The organism is Gardnerella sp. KA00127, from assembly GCF_049244125.1.
GTDB classification, from domain to species: domain Bacteria; phylum Actinomycetota; class Actinomycetes; order Actinomycetales; family Bifidobacteriaceae; genus Bifidobacterium; species Bifidobacterium swidsinskii.
Genome location: NZ_CP058377.1, coordinates 1,456,292 through 1,470,673 on the forward strand (window position 1 = coordinate 1,456,292; position 14,382 = coordinate 1,470,673).

Consider the following 14,382-nt stretch of genomic DNA (forward strand, 5'->3'; position numbering starts at 1 on the left):
AAACGCAATACAATGCGCGAATCACGCCTCAACGCGCTGAACCTTGCCAGCCTTAATGCATTTCACGCACACACGAAGGCGAACGTTCTCGCCATCAATGGTGGTGCGAACCGGCTGAAGGTTCGGGCGGAAGGTGCGCTTATTGCGGATATGCGAATGTGAAACAGTGAAACCAGTCTGAGGTCCCTTGCCACATACTGCGCAACGAGCTGCCATAATTGGACTCCTATTTTCTTTGACTTGCAAGTCTTGCGTCATTCAAACACACGAACTACTTACGCAAATTACTTACGCACATTGCATAAACAAATAAGCACGCTTGAACGCACAACTACACAAGTATATCACTTACCAAGACAATCCGCGCGCACAAACTCAGTCTTTTCTTGTAAATCCTTGACTGTCTTGCATCCAAGAAGAGCCATAATCACCCTAATTTGCTTCTTCCAGTTATCAATTTGCAAAGAAAGCGCATCCTCACCTTCATGCATAAGCGTATGCAAAAACTCGCCAGCGACACCAACTGCAGAAGCACCCAAAGCCAACGCACGCACAACATCCAAAGGCGTGCGAACTCCTCCACTTGCGAAAACTTCCATATTTTTTAACGAATCACACTTGCGTATGTCAACCAGCGACTCAACAGTAGTAAGACCCCAATCAGCCAAATAATCACAGTCGCCTAAGTTCCTGCGAGCATTCTCTATTGTTACAAAATTAGTTCCGCCACGACCAGACACATCTACAGTGCGCACTCCAACATCTTTAAGACGATGAACATCTTTAGCAGAAATTCCGCATCCAGTTTCCTTCACAATCACAGGCACGCTTAGTGCTTCGCACGCACTGACAATAGACTCAATATTGCACAACCAATTTCGAAAATCGCGATCTCCTTCTTGCATAACCAACTCTTGTGCAGCATTTAAATGCACTTGTAACGCATTCGCATGAATCATGTTTACAGCACGCAATGCATCAGACGCACTAGTTCCAGCGCTAACATTTGCCATCACAAATCCATGTGGATTTTCGCTTCTTATGACACTGAAAGTGCTGAGTAAAGTTTCGTCTCGAAGAGCAGCACTCAAAGATCCACTCGCCATAGCAACAGAATTTTTTGCAGCAACTCTAGCAAGACTTGCATTCACTTTTTTAGCAGCATCACTTCCGCCGGTCATTGCGTTAATATATATCGGCGAGCACCAATGCACAGAATCGCATACTTCGCTTCCTAGCACGTTCACGCTAGCGTCAATTTCTTCAAGCGCAACTTGCGGCAAAGCATTCGGCACAAAACGCACTTTGTCAAAATCTGAATCTGCACGAGTTTTATACTGCTTGTCCGCAAGCGCAATATGCGCGTCTTTGCGGTTTTGTATTGTGCAAGATTGAACAGATTGTGCATTAGGTTCGCGACTCTTAGCAAACGCGTCTAATACAATATTTTCAGAAGGCTTACCAGTTCCAAAAATTTCCGTAACATCAATATTCAATGGCTTTATTCCATTGGCTTCCCAAGTAGATTTCATAGTTTCAATTACATTATTGTCATAAATTGTCGACAGCGCAATTGCACAATCTCCCCCGCCTGCACCGCTAGTTTTTGCAGGAACACCGGCACAAGTCGCAATTTCAATAAATTTTGTAAGTTCATGCGTTTCGATAACAGTTCCAGTAAGAGCACTTAATTTTTGTAACAACGCACGATTTTGAGCAAAACCGCTAGAAATTTCGCTTATTTCAAACTTTTCAATTGCGCGCGCAAGTTTTTGCACGCAAATCTCACTTTGTTTGCAAAAATCTTCGTAAGTAAAAAGTTGATTTTTATTGTCAAAAGCACTAGTTTCGACGCTACTTTCCGTACTACCTTCAGCACTAGTTTTAACGCTACTTTCTACGCTACTTACTAGCTTTGCGCTAGACGCAGGAGAACCAGTCCACCCGACTAAAAGTTTTAGCGACTTATCTACATTTAAACGCTTAACTTCCAGTCGTGGCCACTTTTTGTGCAACAACTCACCGAAATCAGAGCATCCGGATTTTACTAGCGTCAGCTCAGCTTCAAGCCACTCTCGGCTATACGCGCGATACATAGTCCAACCGCCATAAGAGCTGGCAGCAACATCTCCACCGCTTCCGGATTTTTTAACACTCGACGACGCAATCAACGCTAGCTTGCAAATTTCTGGAGTCGAAAGATTCAAACCATACCATTTGCACAACGCGCGAATAACTGCAACAGTTACTGCAGCAGAAGATCCAAGACCGTATTTTCTACCAGTTTTTGCATCATCAAGTTCGCTAGAAATATGCACATTGTAACTTTTGCGGTTAATATTTGGCGCACATTTCTCACTAGCATAAGCGTCGACTACGCCCATTGCAGCGAGCACATAAGCATATTTTCCGTCGTTTTGTATTTCAATACTTCCGTCGGATGCACGCGCCCAAAGAAGCGGTTTATATTTTTCAGCATCTGACGTAATTGCACCACAATAATTTCTGCTACTAGGGGCATTTTTCTGCAAATTTTCGCGTAACTCTTCGTTTAAGGTTTCATCACTTATGCTAACTGTTACATAACGACTAACAGCAGCAACAATTGCAGCACAGCCGTCAACAACAGCATACTCGCCAGCAATATAAAGCTTTCCTGGGGCACTAGAGCGCACTTGAGTCATATTATCCGCCTATTTTAAACTCGTACTCACCGTCACAGCGTCACCTGGCAGCGCAATTGCAAATTTCGGCTCGCAATATTCTGTATTACAAAAAACGCTAGAATTACGTAAACCATCCTCAACTCGCGAGCGCAACTGACACATCGCACGATAAGCATCATCTCCAGAAGTAAGCACCTTCACATTTGGACCAGCATCCATCGTAGACCACACCAGCCAACCATCTTTTCGCATATTTTTAACCGCTTCAAGCACAATATGCGTGCTGCTAGTTAAATAATTCACCGACGGAACAGCATTATGCATAGTTTCGTGCATTCCAAAAGCATTGCGTTCAACAACCTCACCCAATTGCTCAATATCTGCTCGCTTAATTGCGTTTTTAGCAATTTCAAGGTCGTCTTTCGACTGCTCAACCCATTGCATATACGTTGGCGAAGTTTCAACCGTTCTGCGCATCGCTTCTCGGCTAGAAATCGGCTTTTTGCTATCGTCCAAAGTAACAACAATCATAGCAAGGTTTAAATTTTTAAGCGCAACTTGTGCGTTTTCAATAGGCTCTGCGTAAGATGTTTCGTCGTCGCAACCTGCATGCCAAATTGAAAGTCCTCCAAAAATCGAACGACAAGCTGAACCAGAACCACGTCTTGCAAGTCTAGAAAGTTCTCGTGGAGTTAGGTTTAATCCAGCAGCGTACGAGGCAGCAGACGCAAGAGCTGCAAAACCAGACGCACTCGACGCAAGACCAGCAGCAGTTGGCACAATATTATGCGAAATAACGCTTGCTTTCGTTGAAATTCTTGCAATTTCACGCACCAAATCGAGCATAGCTACTACGCGACGAAAAGTTTTGGCAGATGACGAAATCTTTTCATTATCTAAAGTAAAAGTATCTTGTTCAAGATTATTCACAAAACTTACGCTTGTAGTTGTGGACAAATCCGAAAGAGTGAGCGAAAGCGAGGAAGTATAAGGCAAAATCAGCTTTTCATCGCGCTTACCCCAATACTTAATCAGCGCAATATTCGCGTTTGCTTTAGCAAAAGCTGAGTTGGGTGAAAGACTAGCGTCAAACGTTATTTTTGGCTGAATTTCAACATTTTGCATACTGTTCCTTTTGCGGCAGATACGTAATTCTCGTTTGTTAATGTGCTAGTCAATGTTTTAGCAAAACAGTGCGCACAAGCTTCTTTTCTTTAAATAACTGTAAAGTTTATGCTACATTTCAAGTAAAAATAAGATTCAATTTATTGCAGAATCACCTATATTCACAATCCACGTATCGCAAGCTCCTGCATTTTTAAAAGCTTCACTCACTCGCTTAGCAGCATCCTCACTATCAGCCAGCGCAATGACACATCCTCCACCACCTCCGCCAGTAAGTTTTGCACCCAACGCGCCATGTTTGCAAGCAGCATCTACCAAAGTGTCAAGTTTCGCAGTACTTACGCCCAAATCCGCCAAAATACGGTGTGCGAAAGTCATTTGCTTACCCATATTTTCAATACGACCAAACACCAAATCATCTTCTGCAACAGCCGCAATCTCCCCCAATTTATTGAGCTGCGCTCCAACTTCAACAGGATTCGATTCTAAACGAGAATGCAAAGCTTCAACTGTTTCGCGAGTCATTCCTTTGCATCCAGAATCCGCCAAAACAAGCCACGCACGCATGTTAATTTCCATGCGATCAAAACAGCCACGACTAAAACGCACAGGCCAGGAAGCAGCGGTTGCAGTGGCATCCAAGCCTGAAGAACGTCCGTGAGCCACGCACTCAGCAGTCTGCGTCAACTTAAAAATCTCATCATCGCTAGCTGAAACGCCATAATAGTCAAGAATCGCACGAATTATAGCACCAGCAGCAGCCGCAGACGAGCCAAGACCTCGTTCTGCTGGAAAATCAGACTCGGTAAAAATGTGCAAATTCTCACCGCTCCACCCTGCAAACTCTAGCGACGCGCGAATTGCTGTTCGTATGCTATTAAAGCGCGTAGGAATTTCGGAAAGTTTGCCAGTAAAGTCAAGGCACGAAAGAGTTATATGTGAATCGAGATTCGTCGTAGATGCTAAAGATTCGCGTGATGCAGATGCTAAAGATTCACACGAAGCAGAAGATAAAGATTTACACGATACAGGTACTAAAGATTCATTGCAATTAGTTACGACAGCGCGCATACGCAAGTTTTTAAGCGGCAAAGCTATTGCAGAATGACCATAAACCACGGAATGTTCGCCAAAAAGAATAACCTTCGCGCAAGTTTCGCCGTATCCTTTGTGATTGCTGTATTTTATTGCGTTTTCGAGATTCGTAATTGCGGAAGGTGTAATTGCGGAATTTTTACAAGCATACTCTTCGTCATTGCGAATAGCAGATATGCTGGCATCTTGCGCTTTTGCGTTCATACTAAACTCGTCGGCCAGTTCATATTTGCTTTCCAGCACAGTTTGCATCTCCTTGATAATTTCGTAATTTTCCAACTGTTCTAATTTAGTCGAGTAGAACTTAAAAAACTACGTTACGCACGTGACACTTACAACACATTCACATTTTCAAAATATTGCAGCATAAAAAAACTCTGCGCAGCATCGCAATGAGAAAACTCAATACAACGCAAACGCAGAGCTAATGCTTAAGTTCAATCCACATGTATTACAAGCAGAAAACCACTAAAAGCAAGAATCTGCTTGCTACAACATGTTTTGTAAAATTCACAAAGCTACTTACTCAGCCACAACCTTAACAGTGAAGGAAGCGGTGATTTCCGGATGCAATGTTACGGTTGCTGGGAACTCACCAGTGGTCTTAATAGTAGCAACCTTAATTGCGCGAGCCTCAACTTGAGCCTTGGAAGCCAAAGCGGCAGCAATCTTCTCGGCAGAAATGCCACCGAAAAGCTTGCCGGATTCGGAAACCTTAGCAGAAAGCTCCACAACGGTGCCTTCAATCTGAGCCTTAGCTGCAACTGCCTCTTCACGAGTGGCAACAGCCTTGGCAAGACGAGCGCGACGCATTGCTTCAATCTGGGAAGCAGCACCCTTGTTCCATGCAAAAGCAAGACCCTGAGGAATCAGGTAGTTGCGAGCATAGCCAGCCTTAACTTCAACAACGTCACCAGAGTGACCGAGGTTGGCAACAGTCTTGGTAAGAATAACCTTGGTTTCAGCCATATTCCTATCCTCTCAATCAGCGACCGGTAGTGGCGTAAGGAAGCAAAGCCATTTCGCGAGCATTCTTCACTGCCTTCGCGATCTTGCGCTGTTCCTGCACGGTTACGCCGGTGATACGACGGGAACGAATCTTGCCGCGGTCAGAAACGAACTTGCGCAGCAAAGCAACGTCTTTATAATCAATTTCAGTAATCTTGGCAGCCTTCAAAGGATTTGGCTTCTTCTTGAAAGGCTTGACCGGTGGTTGCGGCCTTTTGCGTGACATAAGATGTCCTCTCTCAAATCCGTTATGCTTTTTGCATAACATGTAACTGATGATGTATTTATAAGGATTAAGTAAGCGCGTAAATAAGTGCATAAATAAACAAATAAATACGCTATCTATAGCTCAACTAAAACGCTAGAACTCAGGTTCTTCAGAATCGCCGCCAAAATCAGAATTGGCACCGAAAGTTGAAAAACTATCGTTTGTTGGCGCAGCAGCACTCCACGGATCAGCCGCTGAAGAATTTGCGGCATGCTGAGAAGCAGCCTGGCTAGCAGCATAATTTGCTCCGCCAGCATAACCTGCGCCAGCAGCATTTGATGCGCGCGAGCCACCAGCAAAACCTGTTGAAGAGCTTTGGCGGTTAACTTGCGCAGTTGCATAACGCAAAGATGGACCAATTTCGTCAACCGTAAGTTCAACAACTGTGCGATTCGAGCCGTCTTGCGCTTGATACGAACGCTGCGACAACCTGCCTTGAGCAATCACGCGCGTGCCTTTAGAAAGGCTGTTTGCACAATGTTCTGCCAAGTCTCTCCACGCTGAGCAACGCATAAATAATGCAGGCCCATCCTCGAACTGATTCGTATTACGATTAAACGTTCTAGGTGTGGATGCAATGGTAAAGCTCGCAACAGAAGCACCGTTGGAAAGTGCCCTTAATTCAGGATCCGAAGTGAGATTTCCCACGACGGTAATAATTGTTTCACCTGCCATATCGTGCCTTTTCTTTCTCGCTTTACTCGTAATCACATATCAGTGATTACTGGCAATTTTGTGCGCAACTTATGCGCGGTTGTTTACGTATTTATTTAGCTTAACTAGTTTTTATTTAATTCACTAGAGCTTACTTAGTTTTGCTAGTTTTTACTTAGCGTCCTTGCGAAGAATCTTCGTGCGGATTACAGATTCATTAAGGTTCAAAACACGGTCAAGTTCGTCACTTACAGATGGCTCGGCAGTGTAGTTCACCACAACGTAGTTACCTTCGGTTTTGCCTTCAATTTCGTAGGCAAACTTGCGGCGACCCCAGTAATCGGTGCCGTCAACGGAACCGCCCTCGTTGGTGACAAGCTCAAGATACTGCTCGGTCAACTTCTTAAGACCGTGCTCATCCAGTTCAGGATTTGCAATGAACATCAGTTCATACTTATGTGCAGACATCACCCACCTCCTTCGGACTATCGGCTGTGGACCTTCCACAGCAGGAGTGTGTTTGCAAAATATGCGCGATATGTTTGATGATAAGCACCAAAACCGCACACAACTTTGCTATTTTACAGCACGCTCGTGACGACGAGAGTTACGCGCTTAAACGATGGTGTCAGGCGGCAGAAACTTTACAGCAGCGTAAAGAAAAAGCCGCGAAACCAGCAAATAACGACAGAAACTTTACAGTTGCGTAAAAAGAGGACGAAGACGTGAACACGAGCGTACAGAGCACAAAATTGTCATAAAAAAAACTTAGTCTAGCGCACCTTTTAGCACACTAGACTAAGTAATTCACAGAAAAACCGACTCAACAATCAACCAATAAGCTAAAGCCCAAATGATTCATCACTGAATCAGATTTCAGCTTAGTGACGGATCTTGCGAAGAGCAGCACCCATGCCAGCAAGCACAGAAGCAGCAACAGCAGCCAAAGCTACAGCAGCACCGGTCTTAGCCAATGGAGCAGCCTTCTTAGCTTCAGACTTCTTATCAGACTTCTTGTCGTTAGCCTTGTCATCAACCTTCTGACCATGACGCTTGAGGTAGTCAGCGACAGCCTTGCACTCGAGAGAATCCTTACCGTAAAGCTTCACACACTTCGCGTAATCCATGTCCTTATTGCCAAATGGAGAATGCTCATACTTATCATTCTCGTCTTCAGCCTTAGCCTTAGCTTCCTTCTCTGCCTTCTCCTTAGCCAAACGAGCATCAAGCTCTTCAAAGGTCTCAGTCTTATAGAATGACTTATTATAAGTAGGTTCAGCAGGAGCTGCAGGAGCTGCAGGAGCTGCAGGAGCTGCAGGAGCTGCAGGAGCTGCAGGAGCTGCAGGAGCTGCAGGAGCTGCAGGAGCCTCAGCCATTGCTGGGACAGCAAAAGCGAAACCGGAGAGGAGGGTGGCGCCAGCAGCGAATGCGGCGATAGTCTTCTTATTCAACATAACATTTTCCTTTCTTCTTCTCCTTCGCACTAGGGTATGCGAAGAAAAATTTGCCATTTGCGGTTTCCCGCTCGTACCAGTGAACTAGGGATTCAACAGGTAACTGAGTTAAAACTTACCGCAAGCTCTCAGAAAACTCAACACTAAAATTCAGGTTTCTCAGCATCAAAAATACAAAAATCTTGATAAATATTCGTTATATTCATTAAAAAGCAGAAATATTTACGGCATTTTTCTGTATTTTTTGATAAAAATTACACGACACACCATATACTGGATTTTTTTAACATTTTTTCAGCTTTCTTTAAGGTTTGAGTTTTGTGATTTCTCTAACTGCCTTATAAAACAACAAAAAACGCAATATTTAACTATCGGCGAAATTTGTTTAAACATCGACACACTTGAAGCAAAACCAAACAGAAAAAACCAAAAATGCCCGCGTAAACAACTCACTCGGGCATTAAAATCATCAGCGCGCAAAATTAAACTTTGCAAAAATATTTGCAAAAATACTAATCAAGCAAATCGTCAGAATCTCCAGAACTCACTAAATCGTCAGCATTAGACGCATCAAGAACATCTCGCTCATCAATAACAGGTGCCAAAACCAAATCCTTTACAAGCTCACGCGTGCGAAGCTGAGAATCAGCATCCAAACCATCGTCGGTAATAACAGTATCAACCTGATCAAAACGAGCAAACAGCGAAAGCGACGTACAACTCCATTTAGTATGATCCGTCAAAATAATCGTGCGATCCGCAATATCCATTAAAGCCATATCCGTAGCAGCTTCCAGAGAATTTGGCATAAGGAATCCGCGAGGAAGAGACACAGAATGCGTGCCAAGAAAAACGGTATTCACACGAAGAGAAGCAACAACTTTATCTGCAATAGGCCCAACAAGCGAATTGGAACGCGTAATCACGCCGCCGGTAACAATAACCTCGACATCCTTCGACTCTAAAGCTTGCACAAGCTCCGCAACAGGAATCGAATTAGTCAAAATCGTAATGCCAGAAGCCCTGCGAGACTCGAGCAAATGCTGCGCAAACACATAAGCAGTGGTACCGCCGCCAATAGCAATCACATCCCCAGGAGAAACATAGTCCACAGCCAAACGCGCAATTGCATCCTTCAAACCAATGTCCATCTGCGACTTTACAGAAAACAGCGGCTCCGAAAGCAGAGTATTAGTCGTTACAGCACCGCCGTGAACGCGCTTTAAAAGCCCACGATCCGAAAGCTCGGCAATATCCCTGCGAACCGTCATAGCAGAAACGTTCAGCTCTTTAGAAAGCGCAGTAATGCGAACAGCACCGCGCGTACGGAGACGGCTTAAAATCAAATGTTGACGCTGTGAAGAAATCATACGAACATTATCGCACACGTAAACGCAAAAAACAAACGTAATTGAGCGTTTCAGGGCATTAAAACGAAAAGAACGCACATTTTGTTGTCAAGCAAAGCAAGTTTTATGAAAAATCGCACAAAAACGAACGCACGTTAAGTAAGGAAACGCACAAAATACACTAAGTAATAGCGCATATAACAATAATGCCCTACTATATAAGTATGTATTACGTTTCTGAACACTCATTGCACAATGTCGTCAATAAAGCAACGACAGACCTTTTTACATTCTCATACAAACACATTATTAAACCGCATTTTGTTTTTAACATTCCTCCAGACGAAGCGCATGATCGCATGATTAATTTTTGCAAATTTAGCGAACGCACTCCTGGGTTAATGTGGCTTCTTCGCGAAATGCTTAACTACACAGACCCGGTGCTAGAAACTAATGTCATGGGTGTGGATTTTGCAAACCCGTTTGGCTTAAGTGCAGGACTAGATAAAAATTGCCAAATGGCAACCGTGTTAGACAACGCCGGCTTTGGATTTGAAACAGTTGGCTCTACCACAAGCCGACCATGCGAAGGAAATCAAAAACCTTGGTATCATCGCCTTCCAGAATATGACTCTATTCTTGTACACGCAGGACTAGCAAACGATGGCAGCGAAGCCGTTGTTGCACGAGCCGAGAAAGCTTGGACGCATGCAAAATCTATGAATATGTCTATTTCTATTGCGCGCACAAACGACGACTTAGTTGGCGACTTGGAAGAAGGAATTGAAGACTACCATATTTCTATGGAACGTGCAGCCGGAAAAAGCTCAATAATTGAAGTAAATATTTCATGCCCGAACACGCGTGTGGGTGAACCATTTAGTCAGCCGGAAGCACTTGACAAATTATTCACTGATCTTGACACTATTAAGCGACCTCAGCCAACGTTAGTTAAGATGCCGCTTAATTTACACGGCGGTTGGGAACAGTTCAAGTCTTTGCTTGACGTACTTGCAGAACATAAAGTTGACGGAGTAAGTATTGCAAACTTGCAAAAGAATCGCGCAGGACTTGATGTTCCGGAAGATTGGCAAGGAGCACTTTCTGGAGGTCCTACCTACAGCGCAAGCAACGAGCTTATTCGACGCACGCGCAAAGCTTTTGGTGAACGTTTTGCTATTGCAGGCATTGGCGGAGTATTTACGCCAGAGCAAGCATATGAGAAGATTCGCTCAGGCGCTGACTTGGTTATGTTTATTACGTCACTTATGTACAGAGGACCGCAACAAATTACGACGCTGAAACGCGGACTTGCGGATCTTTTGAAGCGCGACGGCTTTGAGCATGTTGCAGACGCAGTTGGTGCGGATTTGAACTAGCACAGTGCGTATTTGCGCTAAAAATGACCCTTACTTTGCTCACAATCAAGTAGCATAAGTAAGGGTTTATTTGTATAAGGAACAGCACAAAACAACTTAGTATTTAGTAAGTTAACTAGCAATTACGAGTTAACAAATACCATTTAGTAATTATCAGTTTCTGAATCACCATAGTCGTCGCGGCGAGCAGTGCCGTACTGATCTTGCGTGTTCTTTTGCGTCTTAGCTTCTTCCTGCTGTTCTTGTGCTGCCTGCTTTCTGGCGTCTTCATCTCGCTTCTGCTGATCAGTTTTAACAGTATTTTTAGGCGTGCCGGGCAGAGTTCCACCGGCAGTATACTTTGGATCAGGCTTGCCATAATCGTTGTCAACAGGAATGTTAGCAGCTTTCAAATAGTCGTTCATAAACTGTTTCCACGCTGGGGTTGCAATATACATACCGTACCAAGCTGCCATTGTGCGACCGTTAATAGTCATGCCATTAAAGCTTTTCTGTGATTCAGCGTTACCAACTGCCACAAACGAAGCAACTTGATACGGCACAAAACCAGCTGTAGTCATGTAGTACTGCTCGTTAGTACCAGTTTTTGCGAAAGTCTTGCGACCGCCATCAAGTTGTGTAGTTGAAGCCTCGCCGCCAGGTTGCACAACACCCTGATTCAGCGCATAAGCAGCAGTTTGAGCGATTCCCTTTGGAATTGCTTGATGGCAATGCGCACTAGGAACTTTCAAACGCTTACCGTTTTTGTCAACAACTCGCTTAATAGCAATAGGATCACATGCCACGCCATCAGCACCAATAGTTGCATACACATTCGCCACAGTTAAAGGCGAAGCTTGCACAGAACCAATCGTCATAGGCGGATTAAGCGAGTTAGCAGAATACACGCTTTCCTGACCAAGAGGCGAATTGTGGTAGCCAAGTATGCGAGCAGCATCCGCGATTGAACACAGCTTAATTTGCTGAGCCATAGAAGCCTGAGTGGTGTTATGCGAGCGCACAAGACCTTGCAAAGGAGTTTCCGGATTAGTTGTGCCACCACCAGAGTTTTGAACTAACCAACTACCAACTCCGCGGAATTTGCTGCAATTAAAATCAGCATTATTATAAAGCATAGAAGTGCGAAGAGGCTGATTAATTGACTTTCCAGCAAGCATCCACGCAACCATATTAATTGGCTTCCAAGTAGAACCAATTTGCCAACCGAGACCGCCACCATCTCGTTCATCGACAGCGTAGTTCAAAGCCGTATGCGTAGGATCTGATTTTGCAGCATCCGTAGCATCATAAATACGATTGCTACCAAACGCCAAAACTTCACCAGTTCCAGGCTTAATTGCCGCAATTGAAACCTCAAAACCGCTCTTATCATTTACAGGAATCGTATCCCTAGCAGCTTTCATAGCAGCCTTACTAGCACGCAAATCCATAGTTGTGTAAATATCAAGACCACCCTCAGTAAGCAACTTTTCGCGCATGGCAGCAGTTTTACCAAACTCGCGAGAGTGCAAAATTTTCTTCGTCACATAATCGCAGAAGAATGCTGCGTCGCCTGCAGCTTGACATCCAATTTTAGAAACTTCCCTCTGTATGTTAAGAGTGCTTTTAAGAGGAATAGCAACAGCGGAATCATGCTCGCTCTTAGTAATAAAACCTTGACGAAGCATTAAATCAAGTACAATATTGCGCTGCTTTTGCGCTTCAGGCTGATTTGTTTCAATAGAAGGATCATAACGCGAAGGATTCTTTGTAATTGCAGCAATAGTTGCTGATTGCACAAGATTAAGTTTTGCAGCGCTCGTATTGAAGTAGCGATGAGCTGCAGTTTCTACGCCGTAAATATTATTGCTACCGAACTGCGCAATATTTAAATATCCCTGCAAAATCTCAAGTTTAGAGTATTTTTTCTCCATTTGAATTGCAATAAGCATTTCGCGTAATTTACGTGCAATAGTGCCTTCAGAAGCGTGATACTCAGCTAAAGGATCGTTATTTTCGCGAGCTTTAATCATAAGCACATTTTTTACATATTGCTGAGTTAAGGAAGAGCCACCTTGCATATCTCCCTTTTTAACGAATGTTTGCACGAATGCGCGAATAACACCTTGCATATCTACGCCGGAATGCTCAAAGAATCGACGGTCTTCACGAGCAACCATTGCTCGCTGCATATATTGCGATATGCGTCGAAGCGGTACTACAGTGCGATTTTGAGCATAAAAAGTTGCAATAATAGTTTTGCCATCAGAAGCGTAAAGTCGCGATTTTTGCGGCAACGCGGTAACATCAAAATCGATGCCGTCAACGCGAAGTGAAGGCACTACTGTTTTCACTACACTATTCACGCTCATTACGCCAGGAACAAACATAATACTTGCTGCAATACCTCCTGCAACACACAAAGTGATGTAGGTAAGGAACAGTGCTAACACACGGCGAACAGTCAGTGAATTCTTTTTCGACATGCGTACTATTTTAAAGGTTTGCCTCTACTTGAAAACTAGCATCATAAACATTCGCATTTTAACGTTCAGCTCGACGAATAAGCATGCCAGGCTTGTAGATAATAATTGACCTGCCTTGGCGCATAATCCAACCCCTGTTTGCAAAATCCATAAGCGCTTTGTTAACTGTTTCGCGTGACGAGCCAACAAGTTGCGCAAGCTCTTCTTGCGTTAAATCATGCGGCACAAGCAAGCCATCGCTCATAGGCTCACCAAATCTTGAAGCTAAATTCAGCAAAGTCTTTGCTAAACGAGCAGGAACATCCATAAAAACTAAATCGGAAATTCGCTCATTATTTGCTCGCATGCGCGCTGCAAGCACCTGAAGCATATCTACTGCAACACTAGGGTGATTGTTTAACCAATGGAATAACACGTCATTTTCTAGCCATAAAACTCTAGTATTGTTGGTAATAGATATTGCTGAAGCTGTACGAGGACCGCCGCTAGGGTCAAAAACGGGAATTTCGCCTAGAATTTCGCCAGGAGTGTGAATACTTAACAATTGCACACGATTGTCGTTTGAATGACGAACTAATTTTACTCTTCCTCGCTCAAGCAAGTACATTCGATGGTCAGTATCGCCTTCATTAAAAATTGCAGAACCTTTTTTAAATGTTGATTCTTGTAAATACTGCATCAATTCTTTTACTTGATCAGCTGGAACTTGCTTAAACAATGCGGTATGTTGCAGTGAAAATTCATCGCTGTCAACGTTGAGTGTTGCCATTGCTGCTCTACCCCTTCATTAAGCAATAAGTAGATATCTCCATTGAACTACCTGTATGTAAATGAGCGCAAACGCAAGCGAAAAACGCACATCACTTGACCCATGATATCACGAAAGGCGTGGAAACGACATTTACTTTACAACGCAGTA

Annotated in this window: 13 protein-coding genes; 1 reads left to right on the forward strand and 12 read right to left on the reverse strand. The window is 43.9% G+C overall.

The window, feature by feature from the left end; all coding sequences use genetic code 11:
* Positions 1-21 precede the first annotated feature (21 nt).
* The 10 genes from rpmB to HXT48_RS05935 form a co-directional block, all read right to left on the reverse strand.
* On the reverse strand, positions 22-216 hold the full coding sequence (rpmB, locus tag HXT48_RS05890; protein WP_012913853.1) for a 50S ribosomal protein L28: 195 nt from the start codon (positions 214-216) through the stop codon (positions 22-24).
* A gap of 128 nt (positions 217-344) precedes the next feature.
* The gene (gene fni / locus HXT48_RS05895; RefSeq protein WP_076002631.1) at positions 345-2,684 is read right to left on the reverse strand and encodes a type 2 isopentenyl-diphosphate Delta-isomerase; all 2,340 of its coding nucleotides are present in this window, start codon (positions 2,682-2,684) and stop codon (positions 345-347) included.
* Between the two features lie 9 nt (positions 2,685-2,693).
* Positions 2,694-3,791 (reverse strand): diphosphomevalonate decarboxylase, encoded by a 1,098-nt coding sequence (mvaD, locus tag HXT48_RS05900; RefSeq protein ID WP_012913851.1) that lies wholly within the window; start codon positions 3,789-3,791, stop codon positions 2,694-2,696.
* A 135-nt stretch (positions 3,792-3,926) separates the two neighbouring features.
* Positions 3,927-5,129 carry a mevalonate kinase gene (gene mvk, locus HXT48_RS05905; RefSeq protein ID WP_012913850.1) on the reverse strand — a complete coding sequence of 401 codons (1,203 nt, stop codon included), beginning with the start codon at positions 5,127-5,129 and terminating at the stop codon, positions 3,927-3,929.
* A gap of 279 nt (positions 5,130-5,408) precedes the next feature.
* Positions 5,409-5,855 (reverse strand): 50S ribosomal protein L9, encoded by a 447-nt coding sequence (gene rplI, locus HXT48_RS05910; RefSeq protein WP_004110231.1) that lies wholly within the window; start codon positions 5,853-5,855, stop codon positions 5,409-5,411.
* 16 nt (positions 5,856-5,871) lie between these two features.
* Positions 5,872-6,120, reverse strand: coding sequence for a 30S ribosomal protein S18 (gene rpsR / locus HXT48_RS05915; RefSeq protein ID WP_004105399.1), 249 nt, complete (start codon positions 6,118-6,120; stop codon positions 5,872-5,874).
* A gap of 135 nt (positions 6,121-6,255) precedes the next feature.
* Positions 6,256-6,837 carry a single-stranded DNA-binding protein gene (locus HXT48_RS05920; protein ID WP_004110230.1) on the reverse strand — a complete coding sequence of 194 codons (582 nt, stop codon included), beginning with the start codon at positions 6,835-6,837 and terminating at the stop codon, positions 6,256-6,258.
* Positions 6,838-6,987: 150 nt separating this feature from the next.
* The gene (gene rpsF / locus HXT48_RS05925) at positions 6,988-7,284 is read right to left on the reverse strand and encodes a 30S ribosomal protein S6 (protein ID WP_004574062.1); all 297 of its coding nucleotides are present in this window, start codon (positions 7,282-7,284) and stop codon (positions 6,988-6,990) included.
* Between the two features lie 413 nt (positions 7,285-7,697).
* Positions 7,698-8,270 (reverse strand): peptidase, encoded by a 573-nt coding sequence (locus HXT48_RS05930; protein WP_421793034.1) that lies wholly within the window; start codon positions 8,268-8,270, stop codon positions 7,698-7,700.
* Between the two features lie 512 nt (positions 8,271-8,782).
* Positions 8,783-9,640, reverse strand: coding sequence for a DeoR/GlpR family DNA-binding transcription regulator (locus tag HXT48_RS05935; RefSeq protein WP_004105415.1), 858 nt, complete (start codon positions 9,638-9,640; stop codon positions 8,783-8,785).
* A gap of 203 nt (positions 9,641-9,843) precedes the next feature.
* On the opposite strand from HXT48_RS05935, the gene HXT48_RS05940 reads away from it, so the two are divergent.
* Positions 9,844-10,998: a quinone-dependent dihydroorotate dehydrogenase gene (locus HXT48_RS05940; protein WP_033888573.1), complete on the forward strand. Its 1,155-nt coding sequence runs from the start codon at positions 9,844-9,846 to the stop codon at positions 10,996-10,998.
* Positions 10,999-11,141: 143 nt separating this feature from the next.
* Here the strand turns inward: HXT48_RS05940 and HXT48_RS05945 are convergent, their stop codons facing one another.
* On the reverse strand, positions 11,142-13,463 hold the full coding sequence (locus tag HXT48_RS05945; protein ID WP_421793035.1) for a transglycosylase domain-containing protein: 2,322 nt from the start codon (positions 13,461-13,463) through the stop codon (positions 11,142-11,144).
* A 58-nt stretch (positions 13,464-13,521) separates the two neighbouring features.
* Positions 13,522-14,232: a Crp/Fnr family transcriptional regulator gene (locus tag HXT48_RS05950; protein WP_004110206.1), complete on the reverse strand. Its 711-nt coding sequence runs from the start codon at positions 14,230-14,232 to the stop codon at positions 13,522-13,524.
* Between the last annotated feature and the right edge of the window lie 150 nt (positions 14,233-14,382).